Raw genomic sequence first — 22,753 nt, 5'->3', positions numbered from 1 at the left:
TCCAATCCGATATCAGAAAGTGGGACGCGGCATAGGGATCGGCACATTGTCCGCCGCCCGACCGGAGATGGCAATCTTGTCGCCCTTGATGGCTTTGTCGCCCTTGGCGGTGGCATCGTCCTTGTCGCCCTTGCTGGCGGTCATGACGTCCTGGCCACCGATCAGGCCGGCATAGATGAAATTCGGCTCGTGATCCATTTCATGGATATAGGGCGACTGTACCTTGGTGCGGCCGAACGGATCGCGCGTTTCGCTGCGCGCCTGCGCGCCCTTGGCGCTGCAGATATCGGCGGTAACATCGGCGACCTCGGCCGACTGAGGCGTGTCGGGCCGCAGGCTTGCCAGCGTCTCCCTGCCGGAAAGCTGATTCTGGAAACCCTTCTCCAGAAAATTGGCGGAATCGTCGGCGCGCGCCGCTAGGCTGTCGGTGCCGAGCACGACTGAGATCAGCGTGCGGCCGTTGCGGGTCGCCGATGCGATCTGGTTGAAACCGGCAGCACAGATGAAGCCGGTCTTCATGCCGTCGGCGCCATCGAAGCGGCCGATGAGCATGTTGATGTTCGGCACCTGCTTCACGCCGTTGGTAAAGCCTTCCAGCGCGAAATAACCGGCATATTGCGGAAACTCGCGGCGCAGCGCGACGCTGAGAACGGCAAGGTCACGCGCCGTCGTATATTGCCCCTTGCCCGGAAGGCCGTTCGGATTGATGAAATGCGTGTCACGCATGCCGAGGCGAGCTGCCTCCGCGTTCATCCGCGCCACGAAGGCCGGCTGCGAACCGCCCACGGTCTCGCTGACCGCCATGGCAAGATCGTTTGCCGATTTGACCAGCATCATCTTCAAGGCATTGTCGAGCGTCATCTTCTGCCCGGGCTTGAAATACATCTTCGCCGGCGGCTGCGCGGCGGCGAGCTTCGACATGACGACGGGCGTATCGAGATTGATCTGGCCGGACTGGATGGCGCGGAAGGTGACGTAACTGGTCATCAGCTTGGTGAGCGAGGCGGGATACCAGCGGCGGAACGCCTCCTGCTGGTCAAGCACGCGCCCGGTGCCGACATCGACGAGGATATGCGGGTTGGCTCCGGCCGTTTGCGCGGTCGACAGGAAAAGCATGGATGCGGCTGCGGCCACGGGAACGAGCCGCAGGGCGGCATACAAACGATTCTGCTTCGTCGGCACGATCTATCCTTCAGAGGTCCGGAATTTTCTCGAAAGCTTCGTCTATTTAACCTATATGGCTAGGAGAAGGCAAAGGCGATTGACGACTTTATTTCCCCGTAGGCGAGACGCTTTGGCATCACGACCTTTTGATCGTGCGTGATATTGGAAGATGCGCTGCGCCGGCCAAGGCTATGCGACGAACCGATGAGTTGAACCAGAACAGATATTGAGCAGCAGGAACATCAGCATGCCGATCTTGAACAGAGCCGCAGAACTCCAGGGCGAAGTGACCGAATGGCGCCGCTATATCCACACGCGGCCGGAGCTTCTCTATGCGGTTGAAAATACCGCCGCTTTCGTCGCTGAAAAACTACGCTCCTTCGGCGTCGACGAAGTGGTGACCGGCATCGGCCGCACCGGCGTCGTCGGCCTGATCCGCGGCAAGGGCGAAGGACGCACGGTTGGCCTGCGCGCCGATATGGACGCGCTACCGCTCACCGAGATCACCGGCAAGCCCTGGGCTTCCGAAACACCGGGCAAGATGCATGCCTGCGGCCATGACGGCCACACCGCCATGCTTTTGGGTGCCGCGAAATATCTCGCCGAGACCCGCAACTTCAACGGCAATATCGCCGTCATCTTTCAGCCGGCCGAAGAAGGCGGCGCCGGCGGCGACGCCATGGTCAAGGATGGCATGATGGAGCGCTTCCAGATCGCCGAAGTCTACGGCATGCACAACCTGCCGGGCCTGCCCGTCGGCCACTTCGCCATCCGCAAGGGCCCGATCATGGCGGCAACGGACGAATTCACCGTTTCCATCAAGGGCGTCGGCGGCCATGCCGCCATGCCGCACAAGACGATCGATCCGATCGCCATCGGCGCGCAGATCGTCTCCAACCTGCAGCTCATCGCCTCGCGCAGCGCCAATCCGCTGAAGTCGGTCGTCGTCTCCGTCACCACCTTCAACGCCGGCAACGCGCACAACGTCATCCCGAGCGAGGCGAGCTTTGGCGGCACGGTGCGCACGCTCGATCACGAGATGCGCGATCTCGCCGAACAGCGCTTCAAACAGGTCGTCTCCGGCATCGCCGCCAGCCACGGCGCGGAGGTGGCGATCGAGTTCCACCGCAATTACCCCGTCACCTTCAACCATGCCGACGAGACCGACCACGCCATCGCCATCGCCGAGGAAATCGCCGGCGCGGGCAATGTCGTCCCCGACATCGACCCGATGATGGCCGGCGAGGATTTCTCCTACATGCTGCTCGCCCGCCCCGGCGCCTTCATCTTCGTCGGCAACGGCGATTCGGCCGGCCTCCACAACCCGGCCTACGACTTCAACGACGAAGCCATCGCCCACGGCATTTCCTACTGGGTGCGGCTCGCCGAACAGCGCCTCAACGCCTGAGACACATCAACCATTTCCCGTGCGCCTACCCGGGCGCGCGGCACAGCAAAAGCGAATTGTCCCGAGGACGTAAAAGGGCTTGGCTTCGGGCCTTTGCTTTTGTATGGATCATCTCAAGTGGTCTCGTAGCTCAGCAGGATAGAGCACCAGATTCCTAATCTGGGGGTCACGCGTTCGAATCGCGTCGAGATCACCATTTCACTTATCTTCTCTCTGACGCGACCTCAGCAGCCTTTGCGTCAATACCACAGTCAGGTTATCTTTCATCTATGACGCGAGTGATGGTGATCGGCAATGCAGGCGGCGGAAAGTCGACGATGTGCAAGGCGTTGAGCTCATCACATGCTTTGCCTCACCTCGCAATCGACAAGATTCAGTGGAAGCCGAACTGGGTCGAGGCATCGCAGTCCGAATTTGCAGCGTCCCATGACGCCTGGCTTTCGCAAGACCGATGGCTGATCGACGGCTACGGATCGTGGGAGTCCGTTCAACGTCGCATGAATATGGCCGATACGATTGTCTTCGTCGATCACCCGATATGGGTTCACTACTGGTGGGCCGCCAAGCGCCAGGTGAAGTCGCTCTTCCTTGGCCGCGCGGACGGACCTGACGGATGCCCCATGTTTCCGGTTACCATTCGTCTCTTCAAAATGATGTGGTGGCTGCATCGGGAAATGCGCCCAAAACTGCTTGCCGCGATCGAAATTCACCGCGGACGGGCGCGGATCATCCATATTCGCTCACCAAAAGAGCTTGCCGAGTTTGCCGCCAATCCAAGATAGGCAACCAGATAGCTGTCTCCACATGTCGCTCTTGCAACTTCGCCCCTGAATTCTGATTGTTATCTGTCGTCTGGATATGGCTGGCATCGAAGTGTCGGAAGGGGAGTAGGAATGGCAGAACACCAGGCCCCAACTGCTCCGACCAACACCGTGGTCCTGATTGAGCCGAGCTTGCTCAACCTGCAAGGCTTTGAAGAGGCACTTGCGCGGGGATGGTCACCTGATCCCAGACGCCAGCAAGACAAAGTCTACGCTGAAGCCGAACTCGAGATGCTCAGGCATGACAGGGCAGGTTTCCTGAGCCGCCTTATATCCAGTGAAGTCATCGCCACATCGGTATCGAACCGAGCGCCTCAATATCTCGCCATTCAGCCATTCTGGATCTGGGACGGGGGTTTCTGCGGTTACATTACACTTCGCCATCTGCCCGGAACAACTCGATTTCCGCTGCATGTGCCGGGTCATGTGGGTTACTCTATAGTTCCCTGGAAGCAGGGCAGAGGATATGCCACTCAAGCGCTGCTGCTCCTGTTGCCAATCGCGGCGAAAACCGGCCTCGCGAGAATAACCGTCATCTGCAACGAGAATAATCTCGCCTCAAGGCGGGTCATCGAGAAAGCGGGAGGCATGCTCCAGCGCACAGGCACCGATCCATCGGATTCCCCGGACATAACCAAGCTGTTCTTCGACCTACCGACTACGCATAATTAAAAGCATCAGATGCGTCGCGAACCCGCGTCGGGGGACAAGGGCACAAGCAGCACCTCACCCCACCGCGATCCTGTTCCTCACCAGCCTGACGCCGGGGATAGACTCCGCCACCGTAGTCGCCCGCTTCACCTCCTGCTGGGTGGCGACGGTGCCGTCCAGGCGGATCTCCTGGCCGGCGGCGGTCACCGTGACATCGGACGCATCGATCCCGCCGGCGACGGCGAGTGCATTGGCAACTGTGGACTCCAGTGCCGAGCGTCTGGACTGCTCACTTTCCAGATCGAGCTCCATGCCGTGAAATGTCGCCGCTTTGAAAACCATCCATTACCCTCCGCATCCGAGTGGACGGAAAACGCAGCACTTCGCATTTGGTTCAATAATTGGCTGAAAATATCATCGAATCAGTGGTTTCGCCTTAAACGCGCATCGGCGGCCGGAGGGGGTTGCATGGCATCACACTTGCCGCTTCCCGCGATCCCCTGTAGAGCCTTAGGGAATTTCGGCAATATGCGGATACCTGAATGACCACCGGCAGCAAGGCGCGGCGCCGCCTGACGATATTGGGTTCGACCGGCTCCATCGGCCAGAATACGCTTGATGTCATTGCGCAGTTGGGCGGACGCGAAGCTTTCGACATCGCCGCGATCACCGGGCATGACAATATCGACCTTCTGGCCGAGCAGGCCAAAGCCTGTGGCGCTGCTTTCGCCGTCACCGCGAATGAGGATCGCTATCAGGCGCTGAAGGACGCGCTTTTTGGCACCGGCATCGCTGTTGGTGCCGGCAGAAATGCGCTGATCGAAGCCGCCTCCATGCCATCGGACTGGGTGATGGCGGCGATCGTCGGCACCGCCGGCCTTGCGCCGACACTGGCGGCCGCCCGCCGCGGCGCCGATATCGCTCTTGCCAATAAGGAATGTCTCGTCTCGGCCGGCGAACTTTTCGTGCGCGCCGTGGCCGAAGGCGGCGGCCGGCTGATCCCGGTCGACAGCGAGCACAGCGCCATTTTCCAGGCGCTGGAGGACGATCAGCAGCACGCGGTGGAGCGCATCATCATCACCGCGTCCGGCGGCCCCTTCCGCACCTGGTCGCGCGAACAGATGGCCAATGTTACGCCGACGATCGCCCGCGCCCATCCCAATTGGTCCATGGGCTTCAAGATCTCCATCGGCAGCGCCTCGATGTTCAACAAGGCGCTGGAGATGATCGAGGCCAAGCACCTGTTCAACGTGCGCCCCGACCAGATCGAAGTTGTCGTTCACCCGCAATCCGTCATTCATTCCATGGTCGGCTACAGCGACGGTTCTGTGCTGGCGCAGCTCGGCTGTCCCGATATGCGCACGGCGATCGGCTATGCGCTCACCTACCCCGCCCGCACCAAGCTCAGCGTCGATCGGCTCGATTTCGCCAAGTTGGCGCGGCTGGATTTTGAGGCACCGGACGAGGTTCGCTTCCCGGCATTGCGTCTTGCCCGCACCGCGCTGGAGCGCGGCGGCCTGCAGGGCGCGGTCATGAATGCAGCCGAGGAAATCGCCTTCCATGCCTTCGTGGACGGCCGCATCGGCTTCCTGGAAATGGCCGATATCGCCGAAGCCGTGATGGACGAGATGATCGCGACCGGCAGCGCCGAAACCATGGATGCCGTTTTTGCCGCCGATGAGGAAGCGCGCGGCCGGGCGGCCCTGCTTGTCGCGCAAAAAGAAAAGGCCGCGTAAGCCGCGGCCTTCCTGAGGTCAAACGTAAGCAGCCGCTTCAGGCAACTGCGCGGGCCAACGCACAGCGCGACCACAGCGCATGCAGCGCGCCGACCAGATGCTCGATATCGCCATCCGAATGCAGCGGCGTCGGCGTGATGCGCAGGCGCTCGGTCTTCTTCGGCACTGTGGGATAGTTGATCGGCTGGACATAGACGCCGCTGTCGAGCAGCAGGTCGGAAATCCACTTGCACTTGGACGCATCGCCGACCAGGACCGGCACGACATGGCTCGGGTTCGGCATGTGCGGAATGCCGGCAGCATCGAGCTGGGCGCGCAGCCTGCGCACGCGATCCTGATGGCGCATGCGTTCGAACTGGCTGACCTTCAGGTGCTGGATGGAGGCGACGGCGCCAGCGGCAAGCCCCGGCGGCAACGAGGTGGTGAAGATGAAGCCCGAGGCAAACGAGCGGATGAAATCGCACAGCGCCGTTGATGCAGCGATATAGCCGCCCATGACGCCGAATGCCTTGCCGAGCGTACCCTCGATGACGGTCAGACGATCCATCAGGCCTTCGCGCTCGGCAATGCCGCCGCCGCGCGGGCCGTACATGCCGACGGCATGCACTTCGTCGAGATAGGTCATGGCGCCATACTTGTCGGCGAGATCACAGATCTCCCTAATCGGGGCGATATCGCCATCCATGGAATAGACGGATTCGAAAGCGATCAGCTTCGGCGCCTTCGGATCGGCAGCCTTCAGCTTCGCCTCGAGATCGTGCAGGTCGTTATGCTTCCAGATGACCTTGTCGCACTTCGCATAGCGAATGCCTTCGATCATCGATGCATGGTTGAGCGCATCGGAGAAGATGATGAGGCCGGGAATGCGCGCGCCGAGCGTGCCGAGCGTCGCCCAGTTGGAAATATAGCCCGACGTGAAGATCAGCGCGGATTCCTTGCCGTGCAGATCGGCGAGTTCCTGCTCAAGCAGAACATGGTAGTGGTTGGTGCCAGAAATATTCCGGGTGCCTCCCGCACCCGCGCCACAGTGATCAATCGCCTCTTTCATCGCCTCGATCACTTTCGGATGCTGGCCCATGCCGAGATAGTCGTTGGAACACCAGACGGTCACTTCCTGCGGGCCATTGGGCGTATAGCGTGTCGCGCGCGGAAAATTGCCCCGGCGGCGTTCCAGATCGGCGAACACACGATAGCGGCCTTCATCGTGCAGGCCGTCCAGCTCACCCTTAAAAAATGCTTCGAAATCCATAATCTGCTCCAGAACCATGCAACCGTTTTTCATAAATGCCGGTCTGCACGTCAACCCCTCCGTATCGCTTTCGCGCGCCACTGCGGCAATTGGCCCATAATTTTGAACAATTCCAGACAAGAATAAATGATCGCGTCAAATTGACAATCCAAACCATGACCGAAACGAAGGAGCCGGAGCGGCGGTTCAAGCCGCCGCTCCGGCACGTTTCATAGCGGACCTATGCGGCAGCCACGGCGCGCTTTGCCATGACCTTGACCAGATTGGCGCGGTATTCCGCCGTCGCATGCAGGTCGGACAGCAGAGCCGCGGGATCGACGGTCACGCTCGTGATGGCATCCGGCAACCAGTTCGCCGCAAGTTCCCGTTCCATGTCGGTTTGACGGAATACACCGTCCGCGCCGGCACCCGTGACCGCGACGCGCACGCCTGCCTCGCTCCTGGCGACGAAGACGCCGGTCATGGCGTAGCGCGAGGCCGGATTGGGGAATTTGGCGTAACCCGCCTTTTCCGGCGCCTCGAAGGTGACGGCGGTGATCAATTCGCCACCTTTCAACGCCGTCTCGAACAATCCTTCGAAGAAGTCTTCAGCCGCGATCTGCCGTCGGTCGGTGACGATGGTGGCGTTGAGCGCCAGCATGGCGGATGGATAATCCGCCGCCGGATCGTTGTTGGCGACGGATCCGCCGATCGTGCCCATATGGCGGACATGCGGATCGCCGATCATGCCGGCGAGCTCGCAAAGTGCCGGACAGACAGAGCGGATCGCAGCCGAAGAAGCAACCTCGGCATGGGTGGTCGCCGCCCCGATGGTGACCCTGCGACCGTCGACACGAATGCCTTTCAGCGAAGGGATATGCCTGAGATCGACGAGATCGCTCGGCGAGGCCAGACGCTGCTTCATGGTGGCGATCAGCGTCATCCCACCAGAGACATATTTGCCCTCGTCGGCGTCAGACAGAAGCTTGACAGCCTCGTCGACCGAGGAGGCGCGGTGATAGTTCGTTGCGTACATGATCTTCTCCTCCTCTCTTCAGGCCACGGCCTGCGCCGCTTCCCACACCTTGAGCGGCGTGGCCGGCATGGTAAGCTTGTTGTTACCTATGGCATCGGTGATGGCGTTCATCAGCGCCGGCGGCGAACCGATGGCGCCCGCCTCGCCGCACCCTTTGATGCCCAGTGGATTGTTCGGGCATGGCGTGTTCTGGTGCGAGATCTTGAAGGACGGCAGGTCGTCTGCACGCGGCATGGTATAATCCATGAAACTTGCCGTCAGGAGCTGGCCGCTCTCGTCGTAATGCACGGCCTCCAGCAGCGCCTGGCCGACACCCTGCGCGATGCCGCCATGCACCTGCCCTTCAACGATCATCGGATTGATGATGTTGCCGAAATCGTCGGCCGCGACGAACTGGATGATCTCGGTCTTGCCGGTTTCCGGATCGACCTCGACCTCGCAGATGTAGCAGCCGGCCGGGAAGGTGAAATTCGCCGGATCGTAGAAGGCGGTTTCCTTCAGGCCCGGCTCCATTCCGGCCGGCAGATTGTGCGCGGTATAGGAGGCGAGCGCCACCTGAAACCAGGGAAGCGCCTTGTCGGTGCCGGCGACCTTCACTTCGCCATTCTCGATGACGATATCGCTTTCGTCGGCCTCCATCAGATGCGCGGCGATCTTCTTCGCCTTCGCCTCCACCTTGTCGAGGGCCTTGACCACGGCGGACATGCCGACCGCGCCGGAGCGGGAACCATAGGTGCCCATGCCCATCTGCACCTTGTCGGTATCGCCATGGACGATGGAGACACTGTCGATCGGCACGCCGAACCGGTCGGCAACGAGCTGCGCAAAGGTGGTCTCATGCCCCTGGCCGTGGCTGTGCGAACCGGTAAGCACTTCCACGGTGCCGACTGCATTCACCCGGACCTCGGCCGATTCCCACAGGCCGACACCGGCGCCGAGCGATCCCACCGCCTGCGATGGCGCAAGACCGCATGCCTCGATGTAGCAGCTCATGCCGATGCCGCGCTTCATGCCGCGCCGGGCAGCCGCCGCCTTCCGGACGGGGAAATCGTCCCAGTCTGCCTGTTGCATCGCGGCATTGAGCGAAGCTTCGTAATCGCCCGCATCATAATTCATGATGACAGGCGTCTGATGGGGGAACGAGCGGATGAAGTTGATCCGCCGCAGTTCCGCCGGCGAAATCCCAAGTTCGCGGGCAGCCGTTTCGACCGTGCGCTCCAGCACATAGGTCGCTTCCGGACGCCCGGCGCCGCGATAGGCATCGACCGGCACGGTGTTGGTATAGACGGCACGGACGTTGGCATGGATCGCGGGGATGGCATATTGGCCCGACAGCAGCGTCGCATACAGATAGGTCGGTACGCATGAGGAGAAGAGCGACATGTAAGCGCCAAGATTGGCGATCGTGTCGACCTTCAACGCCGTGATGCGGTGCTGCGCATCGAAGGCCATCTTCACCTTGGAGACATGGTCGCGGCCATGCGCATCGGTGAGGAACGCTTCGGTGCGATCGGCCGTCCATTTGACCGGCACGCCGGTCTTCTTCGACGCCCAGAGGCAGACGATCTCTTCGGGATAGATGTAGATCTTCGAGCCGAAGCCGCCGCCGACATCGGGCGCTATGACGCGCAGCTTGTTTTCCGGCGCGACATTGTAGAAGGCGCTCATGACAAGCCGCGCTACATGCGGGTTCTGGCTCGTCGTATAGCAGGTATAGTGATCTTCGGACGAATCGTAGATGCCGAGCGTGGCGCGCGGTTCCATGGCATTCGGCGAAAGCCGGTTGTTGTAGATCTCGATATCGGTGACATGCGCAGCCTCGGCAATCGCCTTGTCGGTCGCCGCGGCGTCGCCAAGCTCCCAATCGAAGATCAGATTGCCTGCGGCTTCCGGGTGTATCTGCGGCGCACCGGCTTTCAGCGCGTCCACGGCTTGGACGACTACCGGCAGTTCCTCATAGTCAACCACCACGGCCTCGGCGGCGTCGCGTGCTTCGCCAAGACTGTCGGCAACAACGATTGCAACGGCATCGCCGACATAGCGAACCGTATCGACCGCCAGCGGCCGCCACGCGCCCATCTTCATCGGCGAACCGTCCTTGGAGTGTATCATCCAGCCGCAAATGAGGTTGCCGATCCCATCGGCCAGCAACTGCTTACCTTCGAGCACACCGATCACGCCCGGCATCGCCAGGGCCGCGGCCGTGTCGATGCCCTTGATCTTCGCATGCGCATATGGGCTGCGGACGAAATAGGCATATTTCATGCCCGGCGTCACCATATCGTCGGTGTAGCGCCCCTTGCCCATCAGAAATCGCTTGTCTTCCTTGCGCGCAACCCGCGCACCAATGCCTTCAACGCCCATCACATCCTCCATTGGGGTTCCGGGGCCGGCAAACGCCAAGATAGCAGTCCAGGCGCTTCGCCAGACAATCTCGGTGAAATTCTATTCGGCCGCCCGATTGGCGGCGTGCATTTCGGCATTGGCTGACAGCACCGCCTGGACGATATTGTGGTAGCCGGTGCATCGACAGATATTGCCTTCAAGCTCGCTGCGCACCGTCTTCTCGTCCAGCGCTCCGCCATGACGGTTGATCATGTCGACGGCCGTCATCACCATGCCCGGGGTACAGAAGCCGCATTGCAGGCCATGATGCTCCTTGAAGGCGGCCTGAACCGGATGCAGCTCGCCATTGGCGGCCAGACCCTCGATGGTTGTGATCTTGGAACCGGAAGCCTGCACGGCCAGGATCGAACAGCTCTTGATCGACTTGCCGTCCATATGAATGACGCAGGCACCGCACTGGGTCGTGTCGCAACCGACATGGGTTCCCGTCAGGCCAAGCTTTTCCCTGATGAAATGGACAAGCAGCGTACGATCCTCGCACTCGCCGCTGACCGCACGGCCGTTCACCGTCAAAGTCACTTTTGCCATATTTTCCTCCTAGCCTCTCCTCCAGAGGCAAAGAGCATCATTTGACTTTTTTGCAGTCCAATCAACCTCTACTTTAGAAACGCGGCAGATTTTCTACGCCGCACCGAGTGTTTTATTGTCCGAATAAGAAGCCGCCTTCGTTCAGCAACAAAAAAACTGTTCGCGCCCAATGGACAATCATATTTTGCACGATATTTTCCATAGTTGCAGGACTGACAAAGACAGCCCATCGTGGTGGAGCTGAAGAATTGGGACGACGTTGCCGTGTTCGGCTTAACTAACGTTGGAGAGAGTAAATGAAAAAAGTTCTTATGCTCGCATTGATCGGCTTGTCCATCGCAAGCTGCACCCCGACTGAACAGGGCGCTGGCATCGGTGCCGCATCCGGCGCCATCATCGGCGGCGCGGTTACCGGCAATGTCCGCGGCGCTGCCGTCGGCGCGGCCATCGGCGGTGTTTCCGGTGCCGTCATCGGCAGCGTCCAGGAGCAGCCCGGCCAGTGCTACTATCGCGACAGGTACGGTCGTCGCTACATCGACGATTGCCCGCGCGGCGGCTATCGTGGTGGCTACGGCGGCTACTGATCGATCCTCGATCGAGATACCGAAGTCCCGGACCACAAGTCCGGGACTTTCTGATTCCAGCCAGGCGAAATGTCTTGGCTTCGACATGGCGGCGGCAACTCTTGCGCGTCGCCGCAAAGCTCGCCCAAACATGCAAGAACCCCACCGAAAATCCGGGCGTTCGCCCCTCGACGGTCATCTTTTCCAGGTTTTTGACTCCAAAACGGTACACCTGAGGGGCTTTTGCCTCTATGGTGACCGCGCGTTAACCCGGGGGAAACGTAAACCTGAGTAAGTTCTCATGTAACCGTAAAGCGGCGTATGCATAAAAGAACTGGACCGAGGAAGAGTATTGCGTATCGGCAAGCAGGAACCGTTGCAGCGGTTGCGGCAGCGCTTGCGCTCGGGCCCGTTTACGTTGAAAACGCCTTTGCTTTCAAGATTTTCGGCATAAGGCTATGGGGCAAGGACGACACCGCGGATCAGGTTTCCGACCCCGTCCGCTACACGGTCGATCTGAAGGCGGACAATCTCGACAAGGATCTGAAGGAAGCCTTGAGCGGTAGCTCGATGCTGATTTCCGACAAGGACAAGCCCGTCTCCGGCGACCTCGGCGTTGTCGTCAAGGCACGCGACGACCGGGACCGGCTCGTCGCCACGCTCTATGAAAAAGCCCGCTATGGCGCCGTGGTCACCATTACCATCAACGGCACCAGCCTCGACGCATTGCCGCCGACGCCGACCTTCGATCGCTCAAAGCCCGTTGCCGTCACCATCAGCGTCGATCCCGGTCCGCTCTTCAAGCTCGGCAACATCAGCTTGCTCGGCGATGCCGCCGGTCTGGACGCATCGCGTTATGGGCTGGTGCGCGGTGGAGACGCAAGCTCGCTGACCATCCTGAAAGCCGCAGACAAGATCGTCGCCGACTTCAAGAATGAAGGTCATCCGCTTGCCAGGTTGAACAAGCGCGACGTCGTCGCCGATCATGCGACCAATACGGTCGATGTGTCGATGAGGATCGATAGCGGCCCCGTCGCCCCTTTCGGCAATGTTGCCGTCACCGGCCAGAAGTCCGTCGATCCGGATTTCATCAAGCGCTACGCCCGCATCAATGAAGGCAAACCGTATTCGCCGGACGAGCTGAAGAAGGCCTCGGACCGCCTGAGAAAACTCGGCGTCTTTTCCAGCGTCACCATCCGCGAGGCCGACAAGCTGGCGCCGGACGGCAGCATTCCCACGACCATCGAGGTATCCGAAGGCAAGCAGCGCTATTTCGGTGTCGGCGCGCAATATTCCACCATCGATGGCTTCGGCCTGCAGGGCTATTGGGGACACCGCAATCTGACGGGACGCGCGGATTCGCTGCGTATCGAAGGATCCGTCTCCCGCCTCGGCGAAACGACCGATATCGGCCAGCTCGACTATACCGCCGGCATCACCTACGTCAGGCCCGCGACCTTCTATCCCTCGGCAACCTTCACCACCGGGCTGAAGATGCAGAGCCTGCATCCGGATGCCTATGATGCGAACACCGTCACGGCGAGCGCCGGTCTTGCCTACGAATTGAACGATCGGGACACCGTCTCCGCCGGCGGCGAGGTAAGCTACGAGTCGGACACGACCGACGCCTTCGGAAAGCACAACTATCTGACGGTGGCAATCCCGCTCGAATACGTTCGCGACACGCGCGACAATAAGCTCGACCCGACGGAAGGCTACCGTGCCTCGGTCCTGGCAAAGCCGAGCTATGAAACAATGGGCGGCACGGTGTTCAGCTCCTTCGAGGGATCCATCACCGGCTATCAGGGTGTCGGTGCCAACAACAATGTCGTGTTTGCCGGCAAGCTTGCCGTCGGCTCGCTGCTGGGTGCGAACAGTATCGAGGATATTCCCGCCACCCGGCGCTTCTATGCAGGTGGCGGCGGCTCGGTGCGCGGCTACGGCTATCAGGAAATCTCGCCCTACAACTCCAACGGCGATGCGCTCGGCGGACGCTCCTATGCGACAGCCTCGTTTGAAGCCCGCGTGAAGATCACCGACACGATCGGCGTCGTGCCTTTCGTCGACATGGGCAGCGTCACCGACAGCACCTTTCCGGACTTTTCCGATCTGCGCATTGGCGCGGGCGTCGGCCTGCGCTACGCTACGCCTTTCGGTCCGATCAGGCTCGATGTCGCCGTTCCGTTGAAGAAATATAACAACGGCACAGCCTATGGCATCTATGCCGGTATCGGCCAGGCCTTCTGACCGAACGTACAGTTGTCGCGGACGCTTCAGCACACGGTTACAACACTGAGGTTACTATCGCTTTCATGAGCATATTGATTCGAATTCTCGGGAAATTGGCACGCTGGATCGCCTACGCGGTCGTGGCGATCCTCTTGCTCGTGATCGCGGCTGTGCTCGTTGTCGGCCTGGTGCCTTCCGCAACCGGCTATGCCGTCGACCAGGTGGCAAAGCTCGCCTCGACACCCGACCGCACCATCACCATAGCAGCGCCTTCGGGGCTGCTCAGCGGCAATCTGCGGGTCGGCTCGATCACGGTCGCAGACACGAAGGGCGTTTTCGCCAAGGTCCAGAATCTCGCCGTCGACTGGTCGCCGGTATCGCTGCTGACAGGCACATTCCATGCCGATCGCGTTGCGGCAGACGTGGTCGACTTCCAGCGCTTGCCCGTCTCGACGGCCGCACCCGCACAGGAACCTCAAGCTGCGAGCAATAGCAGCAGCGGCTTTTCCCTGCCGATCGCCATCGATATCGGCGCCATCGCTCTGCCCGACCTCCGCATCGGACAGGCGGTTACTGGACAGGATTTCGGCCTGGCTGCCGATGGCAAAGTCAAGGCCAATAGCAGCAGCATCGGCCTGACACTCAATGCCAGCAGGCATGATGTGCCCGATGCCAAGCTCTCCGCCGACATCGCTTTTGCGCCAACCGAAAACCAGTTGAAGCTGAAGACGCAAATCTCCGAACCGCGCGACGGCATGCTGGCGGCTCTCCTGCACCTTCCCGGCAGTCCGGCCATCAATATCGACCTCTCAGGCGACGGTCCGCTTTCCAACTGGGCCGGCAAGCTGCAGGCGGCACTCGACGGCAAGCCGACGGTCGCCATCAACGGTCATCACAGCCTTTCCGCCGACGGCCTGCACCATATCGACGTCAAGGGCGGCGGCGACGTGGATTCGCTGCTGCCGCCAACCATGCGGCCTCTCTTTACCGGCCAGACGACCATCGACCTCTCGGCAACCTTCGACGGCAAGGGCAAGATCGACATTCAGACCGGCAATCTTGCCACCGGCAGTGTCGTCATCGCCGCCTCCGGTACGCTCGATCCCGCCGGCAACAACAGCCTCAATGCCAATTTGATCGGCACCTCAGGCCCCGTGGATTTCCGCTGGCCGATGGAGGACGGCGAGGTCCGCGCCCTGATTTCACGGGTCGATATCGCGCTGACGGGGGCAGCGCAATCGGTGAAGATCGATGCCAAGGCCGCGCTCGACAGCGCCAGTGTGCCGCAGGGCCAGATCGGCCAGGTGAACTTCAGCGCCAAAAGCGATGCCTTCAATCTGGCGACCATGTCCGGGCCGCTGCAACTGCGTCTCGTCGTCGGCCAGACGGCCTTCTTCAGCCCGGATCTCAATCGGCTGATCCGTGCGCCGATCTCCTTGACCGCACCGCTGCAGATTTCGCCTGACACGATCGGCTTCAACAACACGACGCTCGAAAGCGCCAGCATCGGCGGCACCGTCAACGGCAAGTATACACTGTCCTCGAAGGCGATTACGGGCAATTTCAAGCTGTTCGCCCTGCCCGGCGTGCTGCCGGACAGCGTATCGAACAAGTTCGAAGGGACGATTTCGATGGAGGGCCAGGTTGGCGGCACGGTGCCGACCAAGATGACACTCTCCAATCTGGCGGTGAAATCCAACGTTGCCGAAATCAGCGGCAATGTCGCGCTCAACGACCAGTCGCTGACGTCGGATCTTTCCGGCAAGCTGCTTGATCTTTCCAAGCTCATCCCGAATGCCGAAGGTCAGGCCGACATCGGCCTCAAGGCCAAGGGGCCGCTCACCGCGCTCGGCATCGATGCAACGGTAAAGGCCGTCAACGTCAAGCTGGCCGGACGGCTTCTCGATACGCTCGATATCGACGTGACCGGGACCGCCGACCCCAAGGCTCCGCAGGCAAACATCCAGGCGAGCGGCGCGATCGACGGGAAGCCGATCCGCATCACCGCCGACGCCGTTTCCAAGGACGGCCGCACCAGCATTCCCTCGCTATCAGCTGAAATCGGCGCGAACAAACTGCAGGGCAAGCTGGATCTGTCGCCGAGTTTCGAACCATCAGGCGCGCTGACATTCGATCTGCCCGATCTCGGCCTGCTCGCGGCGCTCGCCGGGCAGAAGGCCGAGGGCGACCTCAAGGGCTCGCTCGATATAGCGAGCGCCAACGGCAAGATCGGACTGAAGGTGAACGCCAACGGCAACGGCATCCGCCGCGACGATCTCGTCATCAGCAAGCCGGCCGTGGCGCTCAGCGTCGACGACCTCAAGGCATTCTCCGCCAATGGCAGCATTCGTGCCGCTGCTGTTGCCTCCGGCTCCAACCGCATCGCCGACCTCGGGCTGACCTTCACCCAGCAAGGCAGCCGCACGGATTTCGATCTGAAGTCGACCTATGACAACGCGCCTCTGACCGCGAGCGGCAATGTCGAAACCGCCGGTGGCCAGACCACAATAAGCCTGGACACTTTCGCCGGCGCGCCGCGCACGATACCGGTAAAGCTCGCCTCGCCGACCAAGATCGTCGTCAAGGACGGTGCGGCCGCGCTGAACGGGCTGACGATCCAGACAGGCGGCGGCTCGGTCACCGTCGACGGCACAGCCGGTCAGGCCCTGAACATCAACGCCAAGATCGCCAACCTGCCGGCGAGCCTCGCCAATGTCTTCGCGCCGACGCTCTCAGCCGAAGGCGTCATATCCGGCACGGTGACGGTTACCGGCAAGGCCACATCGCCTGTCGTCGCCTTCCAGACCAATTGGTCGGGCGCGGCAACCAGCCAGACGAAATCCGCCGGCCTTGCGCCGCTCGGCATCAAGGCTGACGGTAAATTCGCCGACAATGTCGTCACGATCAACACCAACCTGACCGGCCAGAATGGCCTGGCGCTCAATGGCGGCGGCACCGTCGCCATCGCCGGCAGCAAGGCAATGTCGCTGAAATTTTCCGGCAATCTGCCGTTCGATGCCCTTGCCGGCCAGCTTGCCGCCCAAGGCATGGTCATGACCGGTACGGCAAGGATCGACATGCAGGTGGCAGGCACGACGGCAGCTCCCGCCGTCACCGGCACGATTTCCACCGACGGGGCCAAGCTCGTCGATGTCCGCCGAAACCTGACCCTCAACGGCCTCGCCGTGACCGTGACGCTCGACGGCAAGCAGGCCGTCATCTCGCGGCTGAGCGGCAATCTCGCCAGCGGCGGCAGCATATCGGGCACTGGTACGGTCGGCATCACCCCGGACGGCGGCTTCCCGGCCGACATTCAGGTGAAGTTCAACAACGCGACCTATGTCGACGGAACCCTAGTGGCAGCAACCGTCAACGGCACGCTCGGCATCAAGGGTCCGATGCTGACAGCCCCGATGCTGACGGGCAATCTCAGGATCAACAAGGCGTCGATCACCATTCCAGAAAAGCTGCCCGCCTCGCTGTCCGAGATCAACATCAAGCACAAGAATGCTTCTGCTGCGGTCAATGCCCAGTTCAAGGACCAGAAGCCGGAAGCGCCGAGGAGCAAATCGACGACCCTCGGCATCGACCTGCAGCTGGAAGCGCCATCGCAGATTTTCGTGCGCGGCCGCGGCATCGATGCCGAACTCGGCGGCAACATCTCAGTCCGCGGCACCGCGTCAGAACCGGTCGTATCCGGCGGCTTCACCATGCGGCGCGGGCGCCTGACCATCCTCAGCCGCCGGCTGGATTTCACCGACACCAGCAAGATCACCTTCGGGGGAGACCTGATCCCGGCGCTCAACATGGAGGCCACGTCGTCGGTGAGCTCCACCACCATCACCGTCGATGTCACGGGTCTCGCCACCGATCCGCAGATCGGCTTCTCCTCCTCGCCTGCCCTGCCGCAGGACGAGGTGTTGGCGCAGCTGATCTTCGGCCAGTCCATGTCGAAACTATCGGCCATGCAGATCGCCCAGCTCGCCGATGCCGCAAGCCAGCTGGCCGGCGGTCGCTCCACGTCGCTGTTCGAAGGCCTGCGCAGCCATCTCGGCGTCGACGATCTGGACATCTCGACGGATGCGAACGGCCAGGCGCAGGTCGGAGCCGGCAAATATCTGAACAAGCGTACCTATATCGAGCTGCAGCAGGGCGCCGCCAACAAAACCAAGGCGATCATCAATCTCGATGTCGGGCGCGGTGTGAAGCTGCGCGGCGCCGCGGGCTCGGACGGCGCCGGCGAAGCCGGCATCGTCTACGAGCATGAGTATTAGGATCTAGAATCCGAGCTTGCTGGTCTTCAGCAATATATTGGATTCCGTTGTGTTTATGCCATTGATCAGCCGGATCCGGCGCAGCGTCTCATCGAAGGAAGCGAGGTCGCGATCCTCGAGTTCGGCTATGAAATCCCATTTGCCGTTGGTGCTGTGCAGCGCCCTCACCTGCGGCAGGCCGCGAAGCTGGTCGGCGACCTTGTCCGCCAACTTGCCGAGCACCTCGATGAGCACGATGGCCCTGACGCCAGCGGCGCGGGTTTCGTGGCCGGTTCGGATGGTGAAGGCGGCGATGGTGCCGTTTTCCACCAGCCGCTCTATCCGCGCGGCGACAGTGGCGCGCGAAGCGCCGGTTGCCGCTGCCAGGGACGAAACGGAGATGCGCGCGTTGTTGCGCAGAGCACTGAGGAGGTCGCGGTCAAGGTCATCCATATGCTTATCATTCTGGTAAATCGCATTGATCAATCTGTCGAAAGCTAATCTATTTTCGACAATTTTCCATCTTTTTGCTGTCACGCAGACAATCAATAATGCGGCCCGACAGCCTCTTGAGCGGTTCAGCTCTTCACCGAATCTCTGAACCACTTTATCTCATTGTCTTCACGTAATTCCGGACGGAGGCCGCTACGCGCCTCTCCTGGAATTGCTCTAACCCCTCGGAGCGACGCCGATGAATACGCAATCCACACCCATTACATTGATCGGCGTTCCCCTTGAGGAAGGCTCCGGCCGCCGCGGCGCCGGCATGGGCCCGACGGCGCTCCGTATCGCCGGCATCGAAACGACGCTGATCGAACTCGGCCACCGCGTCACCGACAGCGGCGACCTGCGTCCCGCTCCCGCCGCCGACCTGCCGGAGCATCCGCATGCCCATAACCTGAAGATCGTCGGCGCCTTCACGCGCGCGCTCGAGGCCAAGGTCTATGATGTCGCATCGTCCGGAAGCTTCCCGCTGATCCTCGGCGGCGACCACAGCCTCTCCATGGGCAGCGTTTCCGGCATGGCGCGCCATGCGGCGGAGGTCGGTCGTCCCCTCTTCGTCCTCTGGCTGGACGCACATTCCGATTTCAATTCGCCCGCCACATCGCCATCGGGCAATATTCACGGCATGCCCGTCGCCTTCTTCTGCGGCGAGGCCGAAATAGCAGGCGTTCTGCCGGCAGGCAGGCCGCTGGTCGATCCGACGAAGGTTTTCCAGGTCGGCATCCGCTCCGTCGATCCGCACGAGCGCGAGGAAATCCGCGAGCATGGTGTCAACGTCTTCGACATGCGGTCGCTCGACGAACAGGGCGTGGCTGCCATCATACGCAAGGTGCTCGATACGGTCAGCGCCGCCAACGGCCTGTTGCATGTCAGCTTCGACGTCGATTTCATTGATCCTGAGATAGCGCCTGGCGTCGGAACGACCGTGCCGGGTGGCGCGACCTATCGCGAGGCCCATCTCATCATGGAAATGCTCTCCGACAGCAGCCTGGTTTCGTCGCTCGATCTGGTCGAACTCAATCCCTTTCTCGACGACCGTGGCAAGAGCGCCCGCGTCCTCGTGGAAATGGCGGCAAGCCTCTTCGGCCGGCGCATCTTCGATCGTCCTACAAGAGCGGCGTAGCCGCGCATTTTCATGATCCCGAACCAACGTAGTCGGGATCATGCCCGTTTCGGCGGACAGGTACGTTTCGTCCTCTTACTGTCGAAACCGCTTGTATAGGTTTAGGTTTAAGCAATGTTCTTGCTCTATCGTCACGCTAATACGCCGAATCTGGCGTCACGTTTCAAATGGGAAGAACGTTCATGGCCACGATCAATTCCACCAGCTTCAGCGGCGATACTCTGGAGATCATTGCCTTTCGCCTTCATGAGCAGGAGTTCTGCGTCAAGACCACCACGATCCGCGAAATCCGCGGCTGGGCGCCGTCCACGCCAATTCCGCACGCGCCGGCCGATGTCATCGGCGTCATGAACCTGCGCGGCTCGGTCATCCCGATCATCGATCTTGCCTACAAGCTCGGCATGCAGAGCACCGTCGCCAACGAGCGCAGCGCCATCGTCGTCGCCGAAGTCCACAACATGGTCATCGGCATGCTGGTCGATCGCGTCTCCGACATCCTCACGATCGCCTCGAGCCAGGTGCAACCGGTTCCGGAAGTCACGGCATCCTTCGACCGCGCCTATTGCGAAGGCATCATCGCCACCGAGAACGGCATGATCTGCTTCCTGAACCTCGCCAAGATGTTCAAGGAAAGCGAAGCGGAAGAACTCGCCGCATAGTTCTAGCGGAACGTCCCTTTTTGAGAACCGTCACCTTCTCGGTGGCGGTTTTTTATTTGGCATTGAGATAGCTCCACCATCGATTCTGGAGCGAGGGTAAAAATACAATCTAAACATTCCCGCGAAGCGGATGCGCTACATACGCCTGCCAAATCGCTCTCCTTGCAATCCCGGCGAGGCCCCTCTATTTTTCGCTTGGGCACATGAACCAAAAGGAGGTTGCCTATGACATCGCGGGACGCCTGATACACGACTACCGTGACTACTGCCTTTCCAAAGGCATCGACTACGCATGCTTTCAATCCGTACGGCCGCACGACGATACCACGCTCTTCTGCAGCGCTGGCATGCAGCAGTACAAGCCGCTCTTCTCCAATCCTTCCCACAAGGGTACCCTCTCGAACAGTCAGGCTTGCCTGCGGATGGGAGATCTCGACGAGATTGGCGACGGCACACACTTCCTCCACTTCACAATGCTTGGGCTATTCTCCTTCCGGGAGATGACGCTGTCCGATGCCATCGAGTTCTGGCTTGAATTCCTCGCGCGAACCGGGGTGTGGCCGGACCATGTCACGATCCATCCGGACAGGATCGACGAATGGACGCCGCTCTATCGCGGTCGTATTCCCATCGTCGTGGATCCGGAATGCATGTGGAGCGACGGCAGCATCAGCGGATACTGTACCGAGTTCTACAAGGACGGGATCGAGATCGGCAATATCGTCAATCCGCTCGGCACCTGTATCGACGCCGGCTTTGGAGCTGAGCGCCTCGACATGCTTTCGAACGGGACCTCGCCGGAGAACGCTCTCGAGACGCTCTGCAGCACGGTTCTAAAGATCATCGAGAGCGGCTACCGTCCGGGGAACAAGGAGCAGGGCTATGTGCTTCGCAAGCTCCTGCGCCGGGTCCACTCCCTCGGCGGCTCGTTGGACCACCCGTTCTTCCAGGAAGAGGTGGAGCGTCAAAACCGTCTCGTTCGGAAGTATGAGCGGCTCCGTCACAGCTATCCCGACAAGTCCATCGAATGGTGGTTCGACACCCATGGCATCGACCCGGAGACGATTTCGTCTTACGGAACCTGATGCAACGATTTGGGTGTCCCGCAAGTCGCATTGACGAACGGGACACCTAAAACCAGGAGCCTTGTCTCTGCGGACCGCCCCAGATGGCGGCGGAGGAGCCCAGCAGCACGAAGAACAGCGTATAGATCCAGCCGAGATCGCTGACGCAACTCCTCCTCATTTCAAAGACCGGCACTTACACCTTAGCGGGAATCGTATTCGCGGACGGATTCTCACCTCTCCATCCCATTATCCTCGTCAACCTGTATGCTAAGCCGGTTTTACTTTTTCGGCCGGCGCCGGCCTGTGGATCAGCGGGGCCGCCTCCAGCACGAGAGGGCTCAACCCGCTATCGCCATGGTCGATGAGCTCGAAAAGCTGACGCCGCATGCGCGGCTCCCAGAATTTGTTGATATGCGTGGCGACACCGTTCACCGCTTCGCTTGCAGGCTGCGTCTTGAAGAAGGTCGCGATCTGGTTCGCCATATAGATGAGCTTCGTTTCGGTCTTGCCGTGAGGCTTGTCGTCAGGCGACATCGGCGATGCTCCCCGTAATAATGCGATGCGGATGGGTGAAAATCTCGAAGTCGTCGCCACGCACGAGCGCCACAAGCGTCAGGCCGGCCTCGTCGGCCGTGCGAATGGCAAGCGCCGTCGGCGCGGAAATAGCGACGAGCACTGAGCTGCCCAATATGGCAGCCTTCTGCACCATCTCGACGGATAGCCGGCTGGTGACGGCCACCACGCCGTCCGCTCCCTTGCGACCGGAGCGGATGACGGCACCGCAGAGCTTGTCCAGCGCATTGTGCCTGCCGACATCCTCGCGCACGGCAAGCAGTCCTTCTGCCGGGATATAGAACCCCGCTCCATGCACGGCCCGCGTCTCGCGGTGCAGCGGCTGGGCGTCATTGAGGAGAGCGATGGCGCGGACGATATCCTTTTGCGACAGTGACAGCGCAACCCCGGAAACATCCGGCACCTTGCGCACCGCCTGCTCGATCGATTCGATGCCGCAGAGACCACAGCCGACGGGACCCGCCATATGCCGCCGCCGGACACGCAACGCGTCGGCCACGTCATCGACCAGCGTGATCTGCACATCGATCCCTTGCTCGTCCTCGATAGGCTCAACGGCGGCGATCTGGTCGATATTCGTAATGATGCCCTCTGTCAGGCTGAAGCCGACAGCAAAATCCTCGAGATCGGCGGGCGTTCCCATCATGACGGCATGCGAAGAGCCGCCATAGGAAAAGGCGATCGGTACCTCTTCGGGGACGATACGCGAACCCGAATTGATGACGCCGTTGCGGCGCGCGGTTTCGGGGACGGTGGTGGTGGGGGTGAATTTGGTCATTACCGGGTCTCCCCTTCTCCCCCTCG

General features: G+C 61.0%; 19 protein-coding genes and 1 tRNA gene. 11 read left to right on the top strand and 9 right to left on the bottom strand.

The features are described from left to right. Positions 1–12: 12 nt before the first annotated feature. The gene (locus tag FHT29_RS16030; RefSeq protein ID WP_037196730.1) at positions 13–1,182 is read right to left on the bottom strand and encodes a D-alanyl-D-alanine carboxypeptidase family protein; all 1,170 of its coding nucleotides are present in this window, start codon (positions 1,180–1,182) and stop codon (positions 13–15) included. Positions 1,183–1,411: 229 nt separating this feature from the next. Here FHT29_RS16030 and FHT29_RS16025 point away from each other — a divergent pair, with 229 nt between their 5' ends. From FHT29_RS16025 to FHT29_RS16010, 4 genes are all read left to right on the top strand, one after another. Beyond that, a complete protein-coding gene (locus tag FHT29_RS16025; RefSeq protein WP_047553519.1) occupies positions 1,412–2,572 on the top strand; it encodes a M20 aminoacylase family protein in 1,161 nt (386 codons plus the stop codon). A gap of 119 nt (positions 2,573–2,691) precedes the next feature. Further along, positions 2,692–2,768, top strand: a tRNA-Arg gene (locus tag FHT29_RS16020). A 73-nt stretch (positions 2,769–2,841) separates the two neighbouring features. After that, entirely contained in the window at positions 2,842–3,354 is a 513-nt protein-coding gene (locus FHT29_RS16015; protein WP_037196733.1) for a flagellar protein FlaR, read from the top strand. A gap of 111 nt (positions 3,355–3,465) precedes the next feature. Then, on the top strand, positions 3,466–4,065 hold the full coding sequence (locus FHT29_RS16010) for a GNAT family N-acetyltransferase (RefSeq protein ID WP_037196735.1): 600 nt from the start codon (positions 3,466–3,468) through the stop codon (positions 4,063–4,065). Positions 4,066–4,119: 54 nt separating this feature from the next. On the opposite strand, the gene FHT29_RS16005 is transcribed toward FHT29_RS16010, so the two are convergent. Next, on the bottom strand, positions 4,120–4,386 hold the full coding sequence (locus tag FHT29_RS16005) for a BON domain-containing protein (protein ID WP_047637841.1): 267 nt from the start codon (positions 4,384–4,386) through the stop codon (positions 4,120–4,122). 200 nt (positions 4,387–4,586) lie between these two features. On the opposite strand from FHT29_RS16005, the gene dxr reads away from it, so the two are divergent. Next, positions 4,587–5,780, top strand: coding sequence for a 1-deoxy-D-xylulose-5-phosphate reductoisomerase (gene dxr / locus FHT29_RS16000; protein WP_113118697.1), 1,194 nt, complete (start codon positions 4,587–4,589; stop codon positions 5,778–5,780). A gap of 37 nt (positions 5,781–5,817) precedes the next feature. Here the strand turns inward: dxr and hemA are convergent, their stop codons facing one another. From hemA to FHT29_RS15980, 4 genes are all read right to left on the bottom strand, one after another. Beyond that, positions 5,818–7,029 carry a 5-aminolevulinate synthase gene (gene hemA, locus FHT29_RS15995; RefSeq protein ID WP_168599844.1) on the bottom strand — a complete coding sequence of 404 codons (1,212 nt, stop codon included), beginning with the start codon at positions 7,027–7,029 and terminating at the stop codon, positions 5,818–5,820. Between the two features lie 220 nt (positions 7,030–7,249). After that, positions 7,250–8,044 (bottom strand): xanthine dehydrogenase family protein subunit M, encoded by a 795-nt coding sequence (locus FHT29_RS15990; RefSeq protein WP_037196741.1) that lies wholly within the window; start codon positions 8,042–8,044, stop codon positions 7,250–7,252. An 18-nt stretch (positions 8,045–8,062) separates the two neighbouring features. Further along, on the bottom strand, positions 8,063–10,408 hold the full coding sequence (locus FHT29_RS15985) for a xanthine dehydrogenase family protein molybdopterin-binding subunit (RefSeq protein WP_113118698.1): 2,346 nt from the start codon (positions 10,406–10,408) through the stop codon (positions 8,063–8,065). An 81-nt stretch (positions 10,409–10,489) separates the two neighbouring features. Continuing rightward, positions 10,490–10,978, bottom strand: a complete 489-nt coding sequence (locus FHT29_RS15980) for a (2Fe-2S)-binding protein (RefSeq protein WP_037196745.1) — start codon at positions 10,976–10,978, stop codon at positions 10,490–10,492. Positions 10,979–11,274: 296 nt separating this feature from the next. Between FHT29_RS15980 and FHT29_RS15975 the strand changes: the two genes are divergently transcribed. The 3 genes from FHT29_RS15975 (at position 11,275) to FHT29_RS15965 (ending at position 18,044) form a co-directional block, all read left to right on the top strand. Continuing rightward, positions 11,275–11,562, top strand: coding sequence for a glycine zipper domain-containing protein (locus tag FHT29_RS15975; protein ID WP_037196746.1), 288 nt, complete (start codon positions 11,275–11,277; stop codon positions 11,560–11,562). Between the two features lie 300 nt (positions 11,563–11,862). After that, a complete protein-coding gene (locus tag FHT29_RS15970) occupies positions 11,863–13,788 on the top strand; it encodes an autotransporter assembly complex family protein (RefSeq protein WP_047553527.1) in 1,926 nt (641 codons plus the stop codon). Positions 13,789–13,853: 65 nt separating this feature from the next. Beyond that, the gene (locus FHT29_RS15965; protein ID WP_047553530.1) at positions 13,854–18,044 is read left to right on the top strand and encodes a translocation/assembly module TamB domain-containing protein; all 4,191 of its coding nucleotides are present in this window, start codon (positions 13,854–13,856) and stop codon (positions 18,042–18,044) included. Positions 18,045–18,047: 3 nt separating this feature from the next. Here the strand turns inward: FHT29_RS15965 and FHT29_RS15960 are convergent, their stop codons facing one another. Further along, the gene (locus tag FHT29_RS15960; RefSeq protein WP_037196925.1) at positions 18,048–18,476 is read right to left on the bottom strand and encodes an Lrp/AsnC family transcriptional regulator; all 429 of its coding nucleotides are present in this window, start codon (positions 18,474–18,476) and stop codon (positions 18,048–18,050) included. Between the two features lie 238 nt (positions 18,477–18,714). On the opposite strand from FHT29_RS15960, the gene rocF reads away from it, so the two are divergent. From rocF to FHT29_RS15945, 3 genes are all read left to right on the top strand, one after another. Further along, on the top strand, positions 18,715–19,650 hold the full coding sequence (gene rocF / locus FHT29_RS15955) for an arginase (RefSeq protein ID WP_037196750.1): 936 nt from the start codon (positions 18,715–18,717) through the stop codon (positions 19,648–19,650). Positions 19,651–19,832: 182 nt separating this feature from the next. Continuing rightward, positions 19,833–20,309 (top strand): chemotaxis protein CheW, encoded by a 477-nt coding sequence (locus FHT29_RS15950; RefSeq protein ID WP_034481767.1) that lies wholly within the window; start codon positions 19,833–19,835, stop codon positions 20,307–20,309. Between the two features lie 203 nt (positions 20,310–20,512). Further along, on the top strand, positions 20,513–21,394 hold the full coding sequence (locus FHT29_RS15945; RefSeq protein ID WP_047553535.1) for an alanine--tRNA ligase-related protein: 882 nt from the start codon (positions 20,513–20,515) through the stop codon (positions 21,392–21,394). A 249-nt stretch (positions 21,395–21,643) separates the two neighbouring features. Here the strand turns inward: FHT29_RS15945 and FHT29_RS15940 are convergent, their stop codons facing one another. Together FHT29_RS15940 and fdhD are read right to left on the bottom strand one after the other, a co-directional pair. Then, complete coding sequence (locus tag FHT29_RS15940; RefSeq protein ID WP_037196755.1) at positions 21,644–21,910, bottom strand: formate dehydrogenase subunit delta; 267 nt, start codon at positions 21,908–21,910, stop codon at positions 21,644–21,646. Then, positions 21,900–22,727, bottom strand: coding sequence for a formate dehydrogenase accessory sulfurtransferase FdhD (fdhD, locus tag FHT29_RS15935; RefSeq protein ID WP_092573216.1), 828 nt, complete (start codon positions 22,725–22,727; stop codon positions 21,900–21,902). The genes FHT29_RS15940 and fdhD overlap by 11 nt, the downstream gene beginning before the upstream one ends. Between the last annotated feature and the right edge of the window lie 26 nt (positions 22,728–22,753).

The sequence above is a fragment of the Rhizobium sp. SG741 genome (assembly GCF_012275435.1).
GTDB classification, from domain to species: Bacteria; Pseudomonadota; Alphaproteobacteria; order Rhizobiales; family Rhizobiaceae; genus Rhizobium; species Rhizobium lusitanum.
This window is presented reverse-complemented; position numbering and strand designations above follow the sequence as displayed.

Excerpts from the sequence above, each read along its gene's own strand:
- FHT29_RS16025 (WP_047553519.1), top strand. The coding sequence starts at position 1,412 with ATGCCGATCTTGAACAGAGCCGCAGAACTCCAGGGCGAAGTGACCGAA.
- FHT29_RS16015 (WP_037196733.1), top strand. The coding sequence starts at position 2,842 with ATGACGCGAGTGATGGTGATCGGCAATGCAGGCGGCGGAAAGTCGACG.
- FHT29_RS16010 (WP_037196735.1), top strand. The coding sequence starts at position 3,466 with ATGGCAGAACACCAGGCCCCAACTGCTCCGACCAACACCGTGGTCCTG.
- FHT29_RS16005 (WP_047637841.1), bottom strand. The coding sequence starts at position 4,386 with ATGGTTTTCAAAGCGGCGACATTTCACGGCATGGAGCTCGATCTGGAA.
- dxr (WP_113118697.1), top strand. The coding sequence starts at position 4,587 with ATGACCACCGGCAGCAAGGCGCGGCGCCGCCTGACGATATTGGGTTCG.
- hemA (WP_168599844.1), bottom strand. The coding sequence starts at position 7,029 with ATGGATTTCGAAGCATTTTTTAAGGGTGAGCTGGACGGCCTGCACGAT.
- FHT29_RS15990 (WP_037196741.1), bottom strand. The coding sequence starts at position 8,044 with ATGTACGCAACGAACTATCACCGCGCCTCCTCGGTCGACGAGGCTGTC.
- FHT29_RS15985 (WP_113118698.1), bottom strand. The coding sequence starts at position 10,408 with ATGGGCGTTGAAGGCATTGGTGCGCGGGTTGCGCGCAAGGAAGACAAG.
- FHT29_RS15980 (WP_037196745.1), bottom strand. The coding sequence starts at position 10,978 with ATGGCAAAAGTGACTTTGACGGTGAACGGCCGTGCGGTCAGCGGCGAG.
- FHT29_RS15975 (WP_037196746.1), top strand. The coding sequence starts at position 11,275 with ATGAAAAAAGTTCTTATGCTCGCATTGATCGGCTTGTCCATCGCAAGC.
- FHT29_RS15970 (WP_047553527.1), top strand. The coding sequence starts at position 11,863 with ATGCATAAAAGAACTGGACCGAGGAAGAGTATTGCGTATCGGCAAGCA.
- FHT29_RS15965 (WP_047553530.1), top strand. The coding sequence starts at position 13,854 with ATGAGCATATTGATTCGAATTCTCGGGAAATTGGCACGCTGGATCGCC.
- FHT29_RS15960 (WP_037196925.1), bottom strand. The coding sequence starts at position 18,476 with ATGGATGACCTTGACCGCGACCTCCTCAGTGCTCTGCGCAACAACGCG.
- rocF (WP_037196750.1), top strand. The coding sequence starts at position 18,715 with ATGAATACGCAATCCACACCCATTACATTGATCGGCGTTCCCCTTGAG.
- FHT29_RS15950 (WP_034481767.1), top strand. The coding sequence starts at position 19,833 with ATGGCCACGATCAATTCCACCAGCTTCAGCGGCGATACTCTGGAGATC.
- FHT29_RS15945 (WP_047553535.1), top strand. The coding sequence starts at position 20,513 with ATGAACCAAAAGGAGGTTGCCTATGACATCGCGGGACGCCTGATACAC.
- FHT29_RS15940 (WP_037196755.1), bottom strand. The coding sequence starts at position 21,910 with ATGTCGCCTGACGACAAGCCTCACGGCAAGACCGAAACGAAGCTCATC.
- fdhD (WP_092573216.1), bottom strand. The coding sequence starts at position 22,727 with ATGACCAAATTCACCCCCACCACCACCGTCCCCGAAACCGCGCGCCGC.